This is a genomic window from Planomonospora parontospora, assembly GCA_014647935.1.
GTDB classification, from domain to species: Bacteria; Actinomycetota; Actinomycetes; order Streptosporangiales; family Streptosporangiaceae; genus Planomonospora; species Planomonospora parontospora.
Map to the genome: position 1 here is coordinate 321,207 of BMQD01000003.1, position 16,916 is coordinate 338,122.

The window sequence follows — 16,916 nt, forward strand, 5'->3', positions numbered from 1 at the left end:
GCCGTACCGGACGGGCTTATCGGGTGAACGCCTGGAACTCGGCGGCGCGGAGGTGGTCGCGGGCCGGGCTCGCGGTGGCGCAGTCGGTGGCGGAGCCGGGGTCGGCGTCCTGCTCGCCGGCGTAGCGCGGGTTGCCGGTGCACTGGGTGGAGACCGCGCGCAGGGCCAGGTGGGTGGCCGTCGTCGTGGGGATCCTGAACGATTCGATCAGCAGGTCGGCGCCCCGGGGGCGGGGCAGCCGGGTGTCGAAGGCGTCGGCGGGGCTGGTGTAGGCGACGGAGAAGGACTCGGGCTGCGAGCAGTCCTTCTTCGTGGCGTCGCAGGCCAGGACCTCGAAGGCGCGCAGGGCGCTGAAGCGGTTCTGGCCGCCGGGGTCGGCGGGGTCGTTCACGTTCGGCCGGAGCATGGCGCTGACCTGGACCCGGCGGACCTTCACCGGGTCGGACCCGGCCAGGTCGACGGTCACGGTCCTGCCCCGGACCGGGCCGGTGAGCGAGGCCCAGTTCGTGGCCTCGGTCTCGTCGATCAGCTTGGCGTGGTTGACGCCGTCACCGGCGGCCGTGGCGCCCAGCGCCGCCGAGGCGACGTTCTTCGCCAGCGGCAGCGGGAGGGGGAGCGTCACGCCGGGCAGCACCGCGAACCTCACCCGGGTGTGGCCGTAGCCGCTGCCGGCGACGACGAAGTCGTACAGGCCCGGGGTCATCTCCACCGTGTCACCGAGCTCGGTGGCCGGGTCGGTGTCGGCGACCGGCACGGCGCGGGCCTCGTAGCGGCCGACGTAGAGCCGGAGCGCGGCGCCGGAGGCGTCGGCGAGGGGCTTGAGGCGGATCTTCCCGTTCCTCCCCTCGGGGTCGACGAAGCTCGGCGTCGGGTCGGGGTCGTTCTGGTTCAAGCTGGCCGCGCCCTCACCGAGGCCGCGGGAGGCGAAGGCCCGCCACATGATGTCCCGGTTCCTCCCGCCGAAGCGGAGCGCGTCGGCCGCGAGCAGCGCGTCGCGGTGGTCGACGTAGCTGACCGCGCCGGTGGCCATCAGCAGCAGGGCGTCGAAGGAGAGCTGCGCCCAGCGGCGGTTGCCGGGGCACCTGCCCACCGGGACCTTCCCGTCGGCGCACGCCCGCTGCAGGGCCGCCGTGCCCTTGCCGTACCGTCTGACGAAGGCCTCGCGCACGTCGAACTGGGTGGCGCTCCAGATCTCGCCGTCGGCGTGGACCTGCTGGCCGACGATGTCGTAGGCGACGTCGCCGTAGTTCAGCGGGGATTTCGACATGTCGTGGTTGCGGATGCCGGCCTTCCGGTCACCGGTGACGTACGCGCCGGTGACGTACGGTGTGTCGCCCGCGGGGCGGAAGCCGTACTCGGCCAGGTACTCCATGGCCAGCAGGTCGGAGGTGCTCTCGTTCATCGCGCCCGGCTGGGCGCCGCTCCACCCGGCGTTCGGGCCGCCGACCATGCGGCCGGAGATCGCGTGACCGTACTCGTGGCCGATCACCGACATGTCGTAGTCGCCGTCCACGCAGGGGGAGTAGAACGAGCCCGCGACCGGCTGCCAGAGGTACATGTTCGTGATCGGGGCGACCCCGTCGGGGCCGGTGATCTGGTTGGCGTTGTCGCGCACGTTGGGCACCCGCGCGCCCGCCTGGGCGTTGCCCTGCTCGGGGTCGCCGCCGAGGCCGCCGCGCTCGCCGTTGTCGGCCTGCATGTTCCAGGCCGTCTCGGTGAAGCCGAGCCGGTAGGACCAGTCGTGCATGCGGTTGTGCATCACGTGCAGGTTGGTGATCGCCGCCTCCAGGTCGGCCTCGCCGGGCAGGTCGAAGACGGCCGGGTCGCACTTGGCCGTGTACCACGTGTTCTTCCACGGATGGACGTGCTTCCGGTCCGGCGCGGGGGCGCCGCTCCGGGTGCCGACCGTGTACGGGTCGCCGCTGGCGCGGTTCTCGAACGTGCGCGCCGCGTTGCCGAGGCTGGTGCCCGTCGGCGCGCCCGTGGCGTGGTCGACGTCCCACGCCCTACCGGTGGCCGGGTCGCCGCCGGTCACCAGGTCGCAGCCGGGCCCGGGCGCGAAGCACCAGCGGGAGCGGGTGTCGGCGGAGGAGTAGTCGGCCGGCGGGTTGGCGGGGAAGGCCTCCCACTGCGGGTCGTCCGGCTCGTGGTGGTGGTCCACCAAGTTCTCGCGGGTCAGGATCTCGCCGCTGACCGCGTCCACGTGGGTGGTGTAGGCGGCGGGTTCGGCCTCCTGTCCCGGGCCCCCGCCGATCAGCACCACCTGGTAGGCCCGGTGGACGCCGTCGGGGGCGGGCACGGCCACCTCGGTGGCCTGCTTGACGGCGGCGGTGGCCAGGTCGATCCCGCCGTCGCGGGCGGCGGCCTCCAGCGCCTGCCGACCGGTGAGCGCGGCGGCGGGCGGGGCGGCGGCGGACCGGGAGAGCGTCGAGGTGACGTGCACGACCTTCCCGCCGGTCACGCCCAGCACCACCTGCCCGTCCACGCCCGCGGGCAGGTCGCCGAACCTCTGCCGGAGCAGTACGGCGTGGCCGTCCCCGATGGGGTTGGCCGCGACCTTCTCCAGCGCGTCGACGGCCTCGGGGCTCAGCCCGAAGAGGTTCTCGTTGGCCTTGAGGTAGGCGCGGGCGGCCCGCTCGGGGTCGTCGCCGAGCCCTTCGGCGAGCGGGGCGGAGCCGGTGACGACGGCGGGGGTGCCGAGGGCGTTCCAGCGGATCGTGGCCGCGCCGGCCTGCTTGGCGAGCGCGGCGGCCGGGGGCGCGACGGCGCCGCGCCGGTTGTCGACGTCGGGCTTGGCGTGCTGCTCGGCCTGGAAGTCGTGGACGTCGGGGGACCGCCCGGCGGGCCCGCTCTGGGCGGCTCCGGGGAGGGGGAGGGCGAGGGACGGGAGTGCGAGGGACGCCGTAGCGGCGGCGATGACGGTGATGCGTGACCAGGTCTTGGTCGACACCGGGCCTCCTGCGGGGAGCTGGCCGTCGTTGGCCATGCCACGCGTGGATCACGTGCGCTGCGCAAGAGGTAACACCGGTTCACACAGTCTGACAAGATCTTGTAAAGGGTGATATATCGGTGTAATAGACCCTGCTGTTACCCGGCCTGCCACAGGTAGGAGATGGGCAGCGCGGTCAGTCTGTCCCCGAAGGGCAGCGGATCCGGGCTGAAGCTGAGGACGTAGCCGTGGACGAAGGCGTCGCCCAGTCGGTCGCGCAGTCTGGTCAGATGGGTGAAGCTCCTCCCTGTCACGGTCAGACCGGACTTGACCTCGATCCCGACGACCCGGCCGTCGGGCCGCTCGACGACGATGTCGATCTCTCCGCCGTCGCGGTCGCGGAAATGGAACAGCTCGGCCCTGGCCCGGGACCAGCCAAGCTGCTTGCGGAGCTCGTTCACCACGAACGTCTCGACCAGCTGGCCGCGCCTGGCGCCGTCATCGTCGAGCAGCCCCACAGGGTCGGCGTCCAGGAGGTGGGAGGCGAGACCGGTGTCGGTCAGGTAGATCTTGGGGCGCTGCTTGGCCCGGTTGGTGTGGCTGGAGGACCAGGCGGGCAGCTCGCGGGTGAAGTAGATCATCCGGAGGAAGCCGATGTAGTCCGCGAGGGTGTCCCGGCTGAGCTGTGAGTCGGCGCCGATCTGGGAGGCCACGAGCTCGTTCGCGGTGCGGGCGGCCAGGAGCCTGAGCAGCCGGGGGAGTTCCCCGGCGCGACGCGCTCCGGTGAGCCCGACGATGTCGCGCTGGGTCACGGTCTGCACGAGCGCGTCGTACCAGAGACCGCGATCGTCGGGATGGAGCCTGAGCGCCTCGGGGAACCCGCCCTGGCACACGGCCTCCAGGTAGTCCTCGGGCTGCAGCGCCGAGCTCGGCCCCTCCCGGAAGGAGTCCGGCTCACGGAAGACCGTGTCGAGGAAACCGTCCGGTTCGCCGCGCAGCTCTCCCTGGGAGAAGGGCCAGAGCTCGAAGAAGACCGCGCGGCCCGCCAAGGACTCCGAGAGGGTCGGCACGGTGAGGAAGTCGGCCGAGCCGGTGAGAAGGAACTGTCCCGGGTCGTCGTCGGCGTCCACCTGCACCTTGATGGCGCGGACCAGGGCGTCTCCGCCGAGCTGGACCTCGTCGATGGCCCGGGGAGTGGCGCCGTGCCGTGCGAATCCTACGGGATCGACCAGGGCGGTGGCGAGGGTCGTGTCGACGTCCAGCTGGCGGAAGGTGCCGCGGCCCCCGGTCAGTTCCCTTGCCAGAGTCGTCTTGCCGACCTGGCGGGGACCACCGATGACGACCACCCGGTAGGCCGAGAGGGCGCGGGCCAGTCTGGGTTCCATCTTGCGGGAAATCTTCGCCATGCTCCCCACCAGCCTGTTCGTGGTCCTGCCATAGGCCTGACCGGCAAAACGCCGGATCCCTGTTCGGCATTTTGCCGGAGTGCTGTTCCGCAGTCTGCCGCAAATCAAGGACCCGCTGGAGTTCTATCGAGAATCTGCCGGGGTTCCGCCGAGGATTCGGCAGCGAACCATCGAGGCTCCACCAGGGGATGGGTTCCGGATCGCCCGGGAACGGGATGCGGCCCCCGGCGGTGGACGCCGAGGCCGCGTCCCGCGGCCGGGCCCGTGCCGTACGGCACGGGCCCGGCCGCGGCGGGTCAGTCGAACGGGATCCAGGCCCGCTTGGCCAGGTCGTCCAGGGCGTTGACCGCCAGGCCGAGGTCGGAGACGGTCCACAGCGCGTCGCCGATCACGATCGAGCGGCGGATGCCCGGGTCGTAGGGGGCGATCCGGGTGTTCTCCACCGGCTTGGGCGCCGGGTGGACGACGGTCCCGGCCCGGGTGACGGCGGCGTCGCCGACCGTCAGGACCAGGGCGGCGCCGTTGGTCTGCTCGGTGCCGTTCCAGGTGCTCAGCGGCAGTACGGCGGTGCCCGTCGGCGCCCAGTACAGGAAGGCGTGCGGGTCCCACTCGGCCTCCGAACCGGAGTCCTTCTGGAAGAACTGCGCCAGCCGGCGCGGGTTCGCCGGGTCGCGGACGTCGAAGAGGGAGACCTGGGTGCCGAGCGTGCGGCCCTGCTCGCTGGCCTCCTGGCCGATGCCGATCAGCCGCCCGTCGCCCGCCGGGTGCAGGTAGGCCGAGTAGCCGGTGATCTTCAGCTCGCCGGTCTTCCGCGGCGCGGCGGGGTCGCGCAGGTCGAGCACGTAGAGCGGGTCCACCTGCTTGAACGTCACCACGTAGCCGGTCGGGCCGATGAACCGGACCGAGTAGATCCGCTCGCCCTCGCCCAGGCCGCCGACCCGGCCGACCTCGGCCAGGCTGTCGGCCTTGAGCGCGTACACGGTGCTGGAACTCGTCTTCCCGGTCTCCAGGGTGGTCGCCACCCGCAGGTGCCCCTCGTGCGCGGACAGGGAGTACTGGTTGAGCAGCCTCCCGGGGACCCTGCCGGAGGCGGCGTAGCGCGGCGCGCCCGGCGCGGTGACGTCGAACCGGTGGATCTCGGTCTCCTCCGGCGGCAGGACCGGTGTGGTCTCCGGGGCGGGGGTCGCGGTGCCCTCCGGCTCCGCGGGCCGGGCGGTCTCCTCCGGCGCGGCCGGGGTGGTCTCCGGTGCGGGCGCCGTGGTCCGGGGCGCTGCCGGGGGAGTCGCCGGGGCGGACGTCTCCGCCCGCGGGGGCACCGTGACGGTCTCCTCGGCCGGGGTCGGCTCGACCTCCGGGGCGACGCCGCCGGGCGGGGCGGGGCTCTGGGCGGTGGAGTCGGGCAGCGGCTTGGGCTCCTGCTCCACGATCGTGGAGCTCGGGCGGGGCTCGGGTTCCTCCTCGACGATCACGCTGTCGATCGGCCTGCCCCACCACGAGCGCGGGTTGCTGGTGACGTACAGGCTGGACCCGGTGCCGTAGACGGTGTCGCCGTCGGCGGCCACGCCGATCGGGGCGGTCTCCGCGAGCGCCTGCCCGCCGCCGTTCAGGTCGAGGCTGTGCACGGTCAGCACCGAGGTGCCGGTGTACTCGCGCGGGTGGCTGATCCGCCCGCAGTCGACCGTGCGCTTCTCGGTCCGGCCGTCCGCGCCGGTCACCTGGTAGGTCGGCAGCCACGCCTCGACGGGCGCGGTCTTCACCGCCTCGGCGTTCCTGCGGGTCCGCTCGGCGTCCGTGGCGTCGGGCCCGGCGTCGGGGAAGGTGATGGCGGGCTGGCTGCGGACCACGAGCCGCACCGTCGAGCCGACCATGCGCGCGTCCACGTGCGAGCCGTCCGGGGTGATCGAACCGATCACCTCCGGCTCGCCGGACAGGTCGACGAGCACGTAGCGCGGTCCCGGGCTCGGGGCGATCTTGGCCATCGCGCCGTACGGGATGATCCCGCCCCCGGAGAACAGCACCAGCGCCCGGTCGCCGCTGACCAGCAGGTCGGCCGGGGCCCACGCCTGCTCGGCGTCGACCAGCCGGAGCGTGCCGGTGACCTTCCGGGTGGCGGCGTCCACCACCCGGAGCACGCCCCGGTTCACGGTGATCACCCGCTTGCCGTCGGTCTTCACCAGGTCGGGCTCGTCGACCCCGGCCTCGTGCGTGTTCGTGGTGGAGTGCTCGGGAGCCTCCTGCTTGGCACTTCTGGCGGCCGAGTCCTCGAGCGTGTACGTGACCGGCCCGCCCAGGCCCCACGGCCCCACGTGCTCCGCCGTCGCGGCGCGCAGCCCGGCGAGCAGGTCGTCGCAGCCGCTGTAGGCGACCAGTCGCACGTCCCCCAGTTCCACCGGCGCCGTACGGCCCGCGCCCGATCCCCCCGGGGCGGCGGTGCACGCCGTGGCGAGCAGGGCGGCGGCGGCCAGGGTCGCGCCGGCCGTGCGAATCGATGTCCTCATGCCCCTACGACGGATCGGGGGCGCGCCCGGTTCAGCCGCCCGCCGATCGGCGGGCCCGGTCTCCTACCGACCAGTAGCCGTACGCCGTTCTACCGAATACCCTTCCGGCATGGCTGCCACTCTCGGAGCGATCCGGACCCTCGACCGGGACATGATCGAGCGCGTCGTCCGGCAGGTGACCTCCAGCGGGAAGACCCGCGAGGTCTCCGCCCCCTTCACCGGGGAACCCCTCGCCGAGCTGCCGCTCTCCACCGCCGACGACGTCCGCGCCGCCCACGCCCGGGCCCGCGAGGCGCAGGCGGCGTGGGCGGCGCTGCCCGCGCGGGCGCGCGCCCTGCCCTTCCTCCGTCTGCACGACGCCATCCTGGAGCGCCGCGAGGAGATCCTCGACGTCGTCCAGTGGGAGACCGGCAAGGCCCGCCGGCACGCCTTCGAGGAGGTCGCCGACGTCGCGGGCTGCAGCCTCTACTACGCGCGGCGGGCCCCCGGACTGCTGGAGACCAAGCGGCGCGCGGGCCTGTTCCCGCTCGCGACGAAGGTCGTCGAGGCGCGGCGGCCCAAGGGCGTCGTGGCGCTGGTCTCGCCCTGGAACTACCCGCTCTCGCTCGGCGTGACCGACGTCGTCCCGGCCCTGCTCGCCGGGAACGCGGTGGTCCACAAGCCCGACACCCAGACCGCGCTGTCCACGCTGTGGACGATCGACCTGCTGGTCTCCCTGGGCATGCCCCGCGAGATCTGGCAGGTCGTGCTCGGCGACCCCGCCGAGATCGGCGACCCGCTCCTCGACGACGCCGACTACGTGGCGTTCACCGGCTCCACCCGGACCGGCCGGAAGATCGCCGAGGAGGCCGCCAAGCGGCTGATCGGCTGCTCCCTGGAGCTCGGCGGCAAGAACCCGATGATCGTCCTCGACGACGCCGACCTCGACGTGGCCGCCCAGGGCGCCCTGCGCGCCTGCTTCACCAACGCCGGGCAGCTGTGCATCTCCATCGAGCGGCTCTACGTCCACGACGCGGTGTACGACGCGTTCACCGAGAAGTTCGTCCGCCTGGTGAAGAACATGAAGCTCGGCGCGGGCCTCGACTGGAACGTGCAGATGGGCTCGCTCACCTCGCGGCGGCAGTTGGGGGCGGTCGGCGCGCACGTGGACGACGCCGTCGCCAAGGGCGCCCGCGTGCTGGCCGGGGGCCGGGCCCGCCCCGACGCCGGACCGCTGTTCTACGAGCCCACGGTCCTGGCGGACGTGGACGAGACCATGGACCTGTGCCGCGAGGAGACCTTCGGCCCGGTCGTGTCGCTCTACCGCTTCTCCGATGAGGACGAGGCCGTGGCCAAGGCCAACGACACCGTCTACGGCCTCAACGCCTCCGTCTGGACCCGGAACCTGCCGCGCGGCCGCGCGCTGGCCGCCCGGATCAAGGCCGGGACCGTCAACGTCAACGAGGGGTACGGCGCCGCCTTCGCCTCCTACGACGCCCCCATGGGCGGCATGAAGTCCTCCGGTCTGGGCCGCCGCCACGGCGCCGAGGGGCTGCTGAAGTACACCGAGGCGCAGACCATCGCCTCCCAAGCCACCTGGCTCGGCCTGGAACCGCTGCCCGGGATGGCCTACGACAGGTACACCGACGTGGTGGTGAACCTGCTCAAGGTCATGAAGGCGCTGCACCTGAAGTGAGCGCCCGGCGCGGGGCGGGACGGCGAGAGAAACCTCCTGCCCCAGCGCCGGAGCGGTCAGAGCGCCCGGCGCGGGGCGAGACGGTGAGTGGAGGGAGTGCCCGGGGTGTTCGACTACGACGTGCTGGTGATCGGATCGGGGTTCGGCGGCAGCGTCACCGCGCTCCGCCTGACGGAGAAGGGCTACCGGGTCGGGGTCCTGGAGGCCGGGCGGCGCTTCGACGAGAGCACGCTGCCGAAGACCTCCTGGCGGGTCCGCGACTTCCTGTGGGCGCCCGCCCTGGGCATGAAGGGCATCCAGCGCATCCACGTGCTGCGGGGCGAGAAGGGCAGCGGCGTCATGGTGCTGGCCGGCGCCGGGGTCGGCGGCGGCTCCCTGGTCTACGCCAACACCCTCTACGAGCCCCTGGACCCGTTCTTCGCCGACCCCCAGTGGGCGGGCATCACCGACTGGAAGGCCGAGCTGGGGCCGTACTACGACCAGGCCCGGCGGATGCTGGGCGTGGTGGAGAACCCGACAGTCACCCGCGCCGACGAGATCATGAAGAAGGTCGCCGAGCGGATGGGCGTGGGCGACAGCTTCCATCGGGCCCCGGTCGGCGTCTTCTTCGGCACACCCGGCGCGGAGGCCGACGACCCGTACTTCGGCGGCGCCGGGCCGCGCCGCCGGGGCTGCACCGAGTGCGGCGAGTGCATGACCGGCTGCCGCCACGGCGCCAAGAACATGCTGACCAAGAACTACCTGTACCTCGCGGAGAAGGCCGGGGCCAGGGTCCACCCGGAGACCACGGTCACCTCGGTCCGCCCCCTGCGGGGGGAAGGCGGGGTCGGCGGCGGGGACGGCGGGTCCGGCGGTGGTTACGCGGTCGAGGTACGCAAGACGGGCGTGCCGTGGCGGCGCCGCAGGCTCACCGCCGGGCAGGTGGTCTTCGCCGCCGGGACGTACGGCACGCAGCGCCTGCTCCACCGGATGCGGGCCACCGGGGCGCTGCCCCGCCTGTCCGCTCGGCTGGGCGCCCTGACCAGGACCAACTCCGAGGCGCTGCTCGGCTTCGAGCGCCTGTCCGCCGAGGGCGAAAAGCTCAACCGCGGCCTGGCGATCACCTCCTCCGTCCACCTCGACGCGCACACCCACATCGAGCCCGTCCGCTACGGCGACGGCTCCAACGCGATGGCGATGCTCCGCACCCTGCTGATCGACGGCGGGACCGGCGGCGGGACCGACGGTGGGATCGGCGGTGCGGCCGGTGGCGGGACCGGTGGTGCGCCCGGCGGTGGCACGCCGCGCTGGCTGAGGTTCCTCGGCGAGGCGGCCCGGCGCCCGCACCTGCTGCCCAGGCTGTTCGACCACCGCAGGTGGTCCGAGCGCGCGCTCATCGCCCTCGTCATGCAGGCCAAGGACAACTCGATCACCCTGTCCCCGAGCCGCGGGCCGCTCGGAGGGTGGCGGCTCCGCTCCCGGCCGGGCCACGGCGAGCCCAACCCCACCTGGATCCCGGCCGGGCACGAGTTCGTCCGGCACGCGGCCGAGGAGATCGGCGGCATGCCCGGCGGCTCCTGGCTCGACCTGTTCGACATCCCCGCCACCGCGCACTTCCTCGGCGGCTGCGCCATCGGCGACTCGCCGGCCTCCGGGGTGATCGACCCCTATCACCGCGTCCACGGCCACGAGGGCCTGCACGTCGTCGACGGCTCCGCGGTCTCCGCCAACCCGGGCGTCAACCCCTCACTGACCATCACCGCGCAGGCCGAGCGCGCCATGGCCCTGTGGCCCAACAAGGGCGAACCCGATCCGCGCCCCGCCCAGGGCTCCGCCTACGTACGGCTGGCCCCCGTCGCGCCGAAGAACCCCGTCGTCCCCGCCGCCGCCCCCGGCGCCCTGCGCCTGCCCATCGTCGGCATCACCTGACCGCCCGGCGGAGCGGCCCCCGCCCGTACGCCCCGCCCGCTCGCCCGAGTGAGGAGCTCGGAGTTCCGAGTGCGGAGCCCGGAGTCTCGAGCGCCGTCCCGCCCCGGGGTGCCGGACGACCGTCCGGCAGAATCCCCGTGTGATCTGGAACGTCGAGGAGTTCACCCGGGCCGCGGGCGCGACCGTCGAGCGGCTGGCCGCCTATGTGGACGAGAGCCAGCGCGGCCTGCCGCCCGTCATCGCCCGCCGCCCGCCGGGCGAACTTGCCGAGCGGCTCGGCCTGGCCCGGTGGATCCGCGAGGGCGGGATGACCCCGGACGACCACGCCGGGTTCCTGGCGGCCTACCTGGAGGAGGGGACCCGGCTGCACCACCCGGCCTCCCTCGGCCACCAGGTGGCCGCGCCCGACTTCCCCGCCGCCCTCGCCGACCTCGTCCACGGCGCGGCCAACAACCCGATGGCGGTCTACGAGATGGGCGCCGCGGCGGCGACCGTCGAGCACGAGGTCGTGCGCTGGATGCTGGAGAAGGCCGGATACGGCGCGGCGGGCGGCGGCGTGCTCACCCACGGCGGGTCGCTGGCCAACCTCACCGCGCTGCTGGCCGCGCGGGCGGCCGTCGCGCCGGACGCCTGGACCGCGGGCGTCCCCGGCGACCTCGCCCTGCTCGCCCCCGCGTCGGCGCACTACTCGCTCACCCGGGCCGCGGCGATCCTCGGCCTGGGCGAGCGGGCGGTCGTGCCGCTGGAGACCGACCCGCTCGGCCGGATCGACGTCGCGCGGCTGCCCGAGGCCCTGGACCGGGTGCGCCGGGCCGGACGGCGGCCGATGGCCCTGGTGGCGAGCGCCTGCGCCACCGGGACCGGCCTCCACGACGACCTGCGCGGGATCGGGGAGTTCTGCGCCGAGCACGGCGTCCGCTTCCACGTGGACGGCGCCCACGGCATGTCGGCGCTGCTCAGCGACGAGCACCGGCACCGGCTCGACGGGGTGGAGCTGGCCGACTCGCTGATCTGGGACGCGCACAAGATGCTGCGCACCTCCAGCCTGGCCGCCGCCGTACTGACCCGGCGCGGGAGCGACCTCGACGCGGCCTTCCGCCAGGAGGCGAGCTACCTGTTCTACGGTGACCTCCACGGCGACGGCGACTCCGGCGAGCCCGGCGGCCGGGACTCCGGCGCCCGGGGCATCGACTCGATCGGCCGGACCGTGGAGTGCAGCAAGGCCGAGCTGGGCCTGAAGGTCTTCCTCAACCTGGCCTGGCGGGGCGAGCGCGGGCTCGGCGACTACGTCGCCCGGCAGTACGCCACCGCCCGCCGCCTCTGGGAACTGGGCCGGGAGCGGCCCGGTTTCACGTTCCCGTACGAGCCGGAGAGCAACATCGTCTGCTTCCGGTACGGCACCGGCGACCAGCTGGAGATCCGCGAGCGGCTGATGGCCGAGGGCTCCTTCCACCTGACCTCCGCCGAGATCGGCGGCGTCCGCCACCTGCGCGCGACCGTCATGGCCCCGGCCACCGACGACAAGACCCTGGAGTCACTGCTCGATCAGGTCAGCGGGTGCCGCACCCAGACGTTCGGCTCGACGTAGACGGCGTGGTCCTGCTCGGTGTCGCAGTGGACCGGGACCAGGGCGCCGGGCACCTCGACGGGGCCGGCCGCGTCGAAGGGCAGGCCGGTCCACTCGCGCCACTCGGCGAGCGTGCCGGAGACCGTCATCGACCGGGGCGCCACCTTGACGATCTCGCCGCCCGCCCGGACGTGCACCCGCAGCCACGGGTCGGCCGGGAGCCCGTCGGGCCGGGTCCGCGCGGCGTACTCCGCCATCGGGGTGCGCGGCTCCAGGTGCTTGGCGTTCGGCCGCACCGGGGCGAGCAGCTCGGTGAAGCCCCGGCCGGCGGCGTTGTCCCGGAGTGCGCCCAGCATGATCGGGGACAGGCCGGTGCCGAGCAGGTCCCTGCGGACCGTGATCTCCAGCGCCGAGACCGCGGTGGCAACCTCGCCCAGTCTCCGGGTGTGCCAGGCCCACAGGATCACGGAGTCCCAGCCCCCGTCCGGCAGCTCCTCCCGGCGGGGGACGAAGGGCACGCTGAACGCCTTGGCCACGATCCGCCCGGGCTCGGCGTCGTCGTCGGCGACCAGGACGAACTCCGGATAGCGGCTCGTGCAGACCTCGTAGTAGAGGTTCGCCAGCGGGTCGCGCATCATGAACTCCGGCCAGGAGTTCTCCATCGACCACATGGCGTCGGCGAGTTCCGGGCGTTCGGCGAGGGTGGTGATCCGCAGGGTCATCCGGACATCGTCCCAGTCCGGTTCCGCCTGTTGCGAGAGTTTTGCGGGCCTGTCTCCCGTGGGCCCCTGCGGTCCGCTCCTCGCCGAGGACTCGCCGCGGTCCTCGCCGAGGACTCCCGGGGGGCTTCCCGAGGACTTCTCACGGTCTTTCCGAGGTCTTCTCCGGGGTGGCTCGCGGACGCTTCGGCGAGGCGCCCGGGCGGGGCGCCTCAGTGGACGCCGGAGCCGGGGTTCGCGGCGTCCCACGCGCGCCGGGAGGCGGCGATGCCCTCGCGGTGCTCGGCCGACCAGTCCGCCAGGGCCCTCACCAGGTGGGTGAGGCTGTGGCCGGTGGGTGTCAACTCGTACTCCACCTGCGGGGGGACCGTGGCGTGGACCGTCCGGGAGACCAGGCCGTCGCGCTCCAGGCGGCGGACGGTGAGGGTGAGCATGCGCTGCGAGATGCCGGGAACCGCCCGCTGGAGCTGCCGGAACCGGCGCACGCCCTGGGCCAGCTCCACGATCACCAGGACCGACCACTTGTCCCCGATCCGGTCGAGGACTTCGCGGATGCCGCAGTCCTCGTGCTCGCCGCCGCAGGAGACGACCGGCTCCGTGGTTACCCCGCTGTGCCCTACTGACATCGAAGTGCCTCCTTATGTGATCCGTTCCGGTTTCCGATGATGGTTCTGGTTACCAGAAATAACCACTCGATCGAGGAGGAAATCACGTGATCCTTGTCACCGGCGCGTCGGGCGCCCTGGGAAGGCTCGTCATCGAGCATCTGGCCGCTCGTCCGGCGGGGGCGCCGGACGTCGTCGCGGGCACCAGGAATCCGGAGCGCGTCCCGCCGGGGGTGCCGGTGCGCCGGATCGACTTCGACGACCCGGCCTCGCTGGCGGGCGGTTTCGACGGGGTGGACACGCTGCTGCTCGTCTCCGCGGGGTACGGCGAGGACGACGCCGTCATCGCCCGGCACGGCGCCGTGATCGACGCCGCCGAGAAGGCCGGGGTCGGGCACATCGTCTACACCAGCCTCAGCGCCGCCGGGGACCACCTGCCCTACGCGCTCGCGCACCGCTGGACCGAGCGCAGGCTTCGTTCGGGTACGGCGGGCTGGACGATCCTGCGCAACGGCCTGTACGCGGAACTGCTCGCCACGCTCACCCCGGTCGTGGACGGCGCGATCACCGCGCCCCTGGGGGACGGGCGGCTGGCCGCGGTCGCCCGGGAGGACCTCGCCGAGGCCGCCGCCCTGGTGGCCGCCGACGTCGCGGCGCACGCGGGCCGGACCTGCGAACTGGTCGGTGAGGAGGCCGTCGGCGGGGCCGACCTCGCCCGGGCCCGTTCGGCGGTCACCGGGACCGCCGTCGCCTACGAGCCCGGCACCCTCGCCCAGGCCCGGGAGGCCTTCACCGCCCTCGGGTTGGCGCCCTTCCAGGTCCCGATGCTGGTGGGCACCTACTCCGCCATCGCGGGCGGCTTCCTGTCGGGGACCGGAGGCGAGCTGCGCGACCTGCTCGGCCGCGCCCCGCGCTCCGCCCTGGAGATCGCCGCGTCCCAGCCCGGGTGACCGGGACGGCCTCCGTGAAGGGGGCGGACCACGACCCGGCCGGGTGGGGCCGGCCACGGCGGAGGCGACTGTCCGCGGCCCGGTCGGATGGCGGGGCCGTCCGCGGCCGGTCGGTGAGGGAGACGGGTCACGAGCCGGTCAGGGTGAAGGGGGCGCTCGCCCGGACGGCGCCGTTGACGACGATCTCCAGGACGCGCGGGCCGGGCGGCTCGGTCCGGGTCGTCACGGGCCGGAACGAGTGGGACCTGGACACCGTGATCTCCCGGCCGGCGGCGGCGACCGTGCGCTCGCCGAGGTGGAAGACGCGGCGCGAGCCGTCGCGCCGGACGGCGTACTTGAGCACGAGCGGGCCGGGGGCGTCCGCCGAGACGGTGACCGTGAAGCGCAGCCGGTCGCCGACGGCCACCCGGTCGGCGTCCAGGACCAGCGCCCGGACCGCGCCGCCGCCCGGGGCGGCGCCCACGAGCTCCAGCGCGCCGGGGTGACCGGTGCGCAGCAGGCCGCGCACCGCGTGGCGCAGCACCCTCTCGACGTGCGAGCCGCCCTCGGAGCGCCAGCGGGAGAGCAGCCCGACCGCGACCTCCGGGTGGTCCTTGGCGATGTCGTTGACGTGGTTGGCCACCGAGCGGCGGACGTATTCGCTGGGGTCGTCGCGGAGCCGGTCGAGGATCGGCAGCGCCGGTCCGGGCTCCATCAGCCACGGCACCCGCGAGCCCCAGGGCAGCCGGGGACGCGACCCCTCCGACGCCAGCCGGCGCAGGTGCTCGTCGTCCGACTCCGCCCAGCCGTACATGATCTTCATGGCGTCGTCGCGGTGCCGGTCGAGGTAGGGCCGGACGGCGAACTCCCCGGTGGCGTACGGGGTGAGCGCGGCGAGCGCGGTCATCGCCTCGTCGAGGTGGTCGTGGCCGTGCACCGCGATGTACTCGGTGGCGGGCCAGCCGCTCCACATGTCCAGCCGGACGCGGGATGCGCTCTCCCGCAGGATCTCCGCGGCGCGGGGGAACCCCGGAGGCAGCGCGGCGCCGAGCGTTCGCGCGACGTGCCGGACGCGGTCCTTGAGCTCCAGGCCGTCCAGCCCGGCGGACGCCTCCGCGACGAACCGGTCCCGGGGGAACGCCGCCCAGACCGCCCTCACGCCGTCGGCGAGCACGCCCGCCGAAGCGGGGTTGATCATCTCCTTGAGAGGTTGCCCCATGGCGGTACGGTGCCAGACGCCACCGACATTCCACCGGCGGCGAGCGGACCCCGCGGCCGACCCGCCGGGACCGGGGGCCGGACACGGCGGGGAGGCACCGGGTCTCTCGCCGCCCGTCCCGTCAGGATGGGACCGCCAGGGAGATCGTGGGATAGCGTCGGCCGCTTGACCTCCTCCCCCGCCTGAAGGCGAGGATTCCAACCGTCGCCGGTCGGTCTTCCTGCTTCACCGCCGGGCGCCTTCCCGAGAGGACTCTCGTTGAGGTCTTACACCGGCTCCACAGGCGTTTTACCTCTCCGCCAGCCCGGCGGCGAGGATGTTCTTCGCGGCGTTGACGTCGCGATCGTGCAGTGTGCCGCAGACGCACTGCCAGGTCCGGACGCCCAGCGGCATCGTCTCCCGCAGCGCGCCGCAGGCCGAACACAGCCTGCTGGAGGGGAACCAGCGGTCCACCGCCACCAGGTCCCGCCCGTACCAGGCGGCCTTGTACTCCAGCATCGTTCGCAGTTCCCGCCAGGAGGCATCCGAGATCGCGCGGGCCAGGGCGTGGTTCTTGACCAGGTTGCGGACGGTCAGGTCCTCCACGGCGATCACTTGGTTCTCGCGAACGAGCCGTGTGGTGAGTTTGTGCAGGAAGTCGCGGCGGCGGTCGGTGATCCGGGCGTGGACGCGGGCGACCTTCATCCGCGCCTTGGCCCGGTTGCTCGAGCCCTTCGCCTTGCGGGCGAGGTTGCGCTGGGCTTTGGCGAGGCGGCGCCGGTCGGCCCGTTCGTGCTTCGGGTTGGTGATCTTCTCGCCGGTCGACAGCGTGAGCAGGGACGTGATCCCGGCGTCCACGCCCACCGACCGCTCTACGGGATCGAGCGGGCGGATCGTCTCCTCGACCAGGATGGACACGAACCAGCGCCCGGCCGCGTCCTTCGACACGGTCACCGTGGACGGCTCCGCACCCTCCGGAAGCGGACGCGACCAGACGATGTCCAGCGGTTGATCCATCTTCGCCAGGGTGAGCCGCCCGTCGCGCCAGCGGAACGCGCTTCGGGTGTACTCTGCCGACGCACGCGACTTCTTGCGGGACTTGAACGTCGGGTACTTCGCGCGTTTGGCGAAGAAGTTGGAGAACGCCGCCTGAAGGTGGCGCAGGGCCTGCTGCAGCGGGACCGACGACACCTCGGACAGGAAGTCGTGGTCGCCGCTGCGCTTCCACTCCGTCAGGCGTGCCGACGACTCCACGTAGGAGACCCGGCGGCCTTCCTGCGTGTAGGCGCGGGTGCGCTCTTCGAGGGCCTTGTTGTAGACGAGGCGGACGCAGCCGAACGTCCGGGCAAGTTCGTTCGCCTGCTCGGGGGTCGGGTGGAAGCGGTACTTATAGGCCCGCTTCACGATCTGCGCCATGCTTCACATCCTATCGCGCGATCAGTTAAGAATCATATGGTTGTTCGGTACGGTGGTTCGCCTGGC

At 73.2% G+C, this 16,916-nt stretch carries 10 protein-coding genes and 1 pseudogene; 4 read left to right on the top strand and 7 right to left on the bottom strand.

Features of this window, described 5'->3' with window-relative positions; translation table 11 throughout:
- Nucleotides 1–16 precede the first annotated feature (16 nt).
- The 3 genes from IEZ07_RS06930 to IEZ07_RS06940 form a co-directional block, all read right to left on the bottom strand.
- Nucleotides 17–2,950: a M36 family metallopeptidase gene (locus tag IEZ07_RS06930; RefSeq protein ID WP_275413760.1), complete on the bottom strand. Its 2,934-nt coding sequence runs from the start codon at nucleotides 2,948–2,950 to the stop codon at nucleotides 17–19.
- Nucleotides 2,951–3,087: 137 nt separating this feature from the next.
- Nucleotides 3,088–4,335 (bottom strand): ATP-binding protein, encoded by a 1,248-nt coding sequence (locus IEZ07_RS06935; RefSeq protein ID WP_191893984.1) that lies wholly within the window; start codon nucleotides 4,333–4,335, stop codon nucleotides 3,088–3,090.
- A 296-nt stretch (nucleotides 4,336–4,631) separates the two neighbouring features.
- Entirely contained in the window at nucleotides 4,632–6,833 is a 2,202-nt protein-coding gene (locus IEZ07_RS06940) for a beta-propeller domain-containing protein (protein WP_191893985.1), read from the bottom strand.
- 109 nt (nucleotides 6,834–6,942) lie between these two features.
- On the opposite strand from IEZ07_RS06940, the gene IEZ07_RS06945 reads away from it, so the two are divergent.
- The 3 genes from IEZ07_RS06945 to IEZ07_RS06955 all read left to right on the top strand — a co-directional run bounded on the left by IEZ07_RS06945 (nucleotide 6,943) and on the right by IEZ07_RS06955 (nucleotide 12,004).
- On the top strand, nucleotides 6,943–8,508 hold the full coding sequence (locus IEZ07_RS06945) for a succinic semialdehyde dehydrogenase (protein WP_191893986.1): 1,566 nt from the start codon (nucleotides 6,943–6,945) through the stop codon (nucleotides 8,506–8,508).
- A gap of 105 nt (nucleotides 8,509–8,613) precedes the next feature.
- Complete coding sequence (locus IEZ07_RS06950) at nucleotides 8,614–10,416, top strand: GMC oxidoreductase (protein ID WP_191893987.1); 1,803 nt, start codon at nucleotides 8,614–8,616, stop codon at nucleotides 10,414–10,416.
- A gap of 139 nt (nucleotides 10,417–10,555) precedes the next feature.
- A complete protein-coding gene (locus tag IEZ07_RS06955; protein WP_204054280.1) occupies nucleotides 10,556–12,004 on the top strand; it encodes a pyridoxal phosphate-dependent decarboxylase family protein in 1,449 nt (482 codons plus the stop codon).
- Here the strand turns inward: IEZ07_RS06955 and IEZ07_RS06960 are convergent.
- Together IEZ07_RS06960 and IEZ07_RS06965 are read right to left on the bottom strand one after the other, a co-directional pair.
- Complete coding sequence (locus IEZ07_RS06960; protein ID WP_191893988.1) at nucleotides 11,962–12,705, bottom strand: N-acetyltransferase; 744 nt, start codon at nucleotides 12,703–12,705, stop codon at nucleotides 11,962–11,964. The genes IEZ07_RS06955 and IEZ07_RS06960 overlap by 43 nt on opposite strands.
- 209 nt (nucleotides 12,706–12,914) lie before the next feature.
- Nucleotides 12,915–13,328 (bottom strand): winged helix-turn-helix transcriptional regulator, encoded by a 414-nt coding sequence (locus IEZ07_RS06965; RefSeq protein ID WP_068896603.1) that lies wholly within the window; start codon nucleotides 13,326–13,328, stop codon nucleotides 12,915–12,917.
- An 86-nt stretch (nucleotides 13,329–13,414) separates the two neighbouring features.
- Between IEZ07_RS06965 and IEZ07_RS06970 the strand changes: the two genes are divergently transcribed.
- Nucleotides 13,415–14,257: an NAD(P)H-binding protein gene (locus tag IEZ07_RS06970; RefSeq protein ID WP_191893989.1), complete on the top strand. Its 843-nt coding sequence runs from the start codon at nucleotides 13,415–13,417 to the stop codon at nucleotides 14,255–14,257.
- A 127-nt stretch (nucleotides 14,258–14,384) separates the two neighbouring features.
- Here IEZ07_RS06970 and IEZ07_RS06975 read toward each other — a convergent pair whose 3' ends face one another.
- On the bottom strand, nucleotides 14,385–15,455 hold the full coding sequence (locus tag IEZ07_RS06975) for a DNA alkylation repair protein (protein ID WP_191893990.1): 1,071 nt from the start codon (nucleotides 15,453–15,455) through the stop codon (nucleotides 14,385–14,387).
- A 121-nt stretch (nucleotides 15,456–15,576) separates the two neighbouring features.
- Nucleotides 15,577–16,850: pseudogene (locus IEZ07_RS06980) on the bottom strand (RNA-guided endonuclease InsQ/TnpB family protein).
- Between the last annotated feature and the right edge of the window lie 66 nt (nucleotides 16,851–16,916).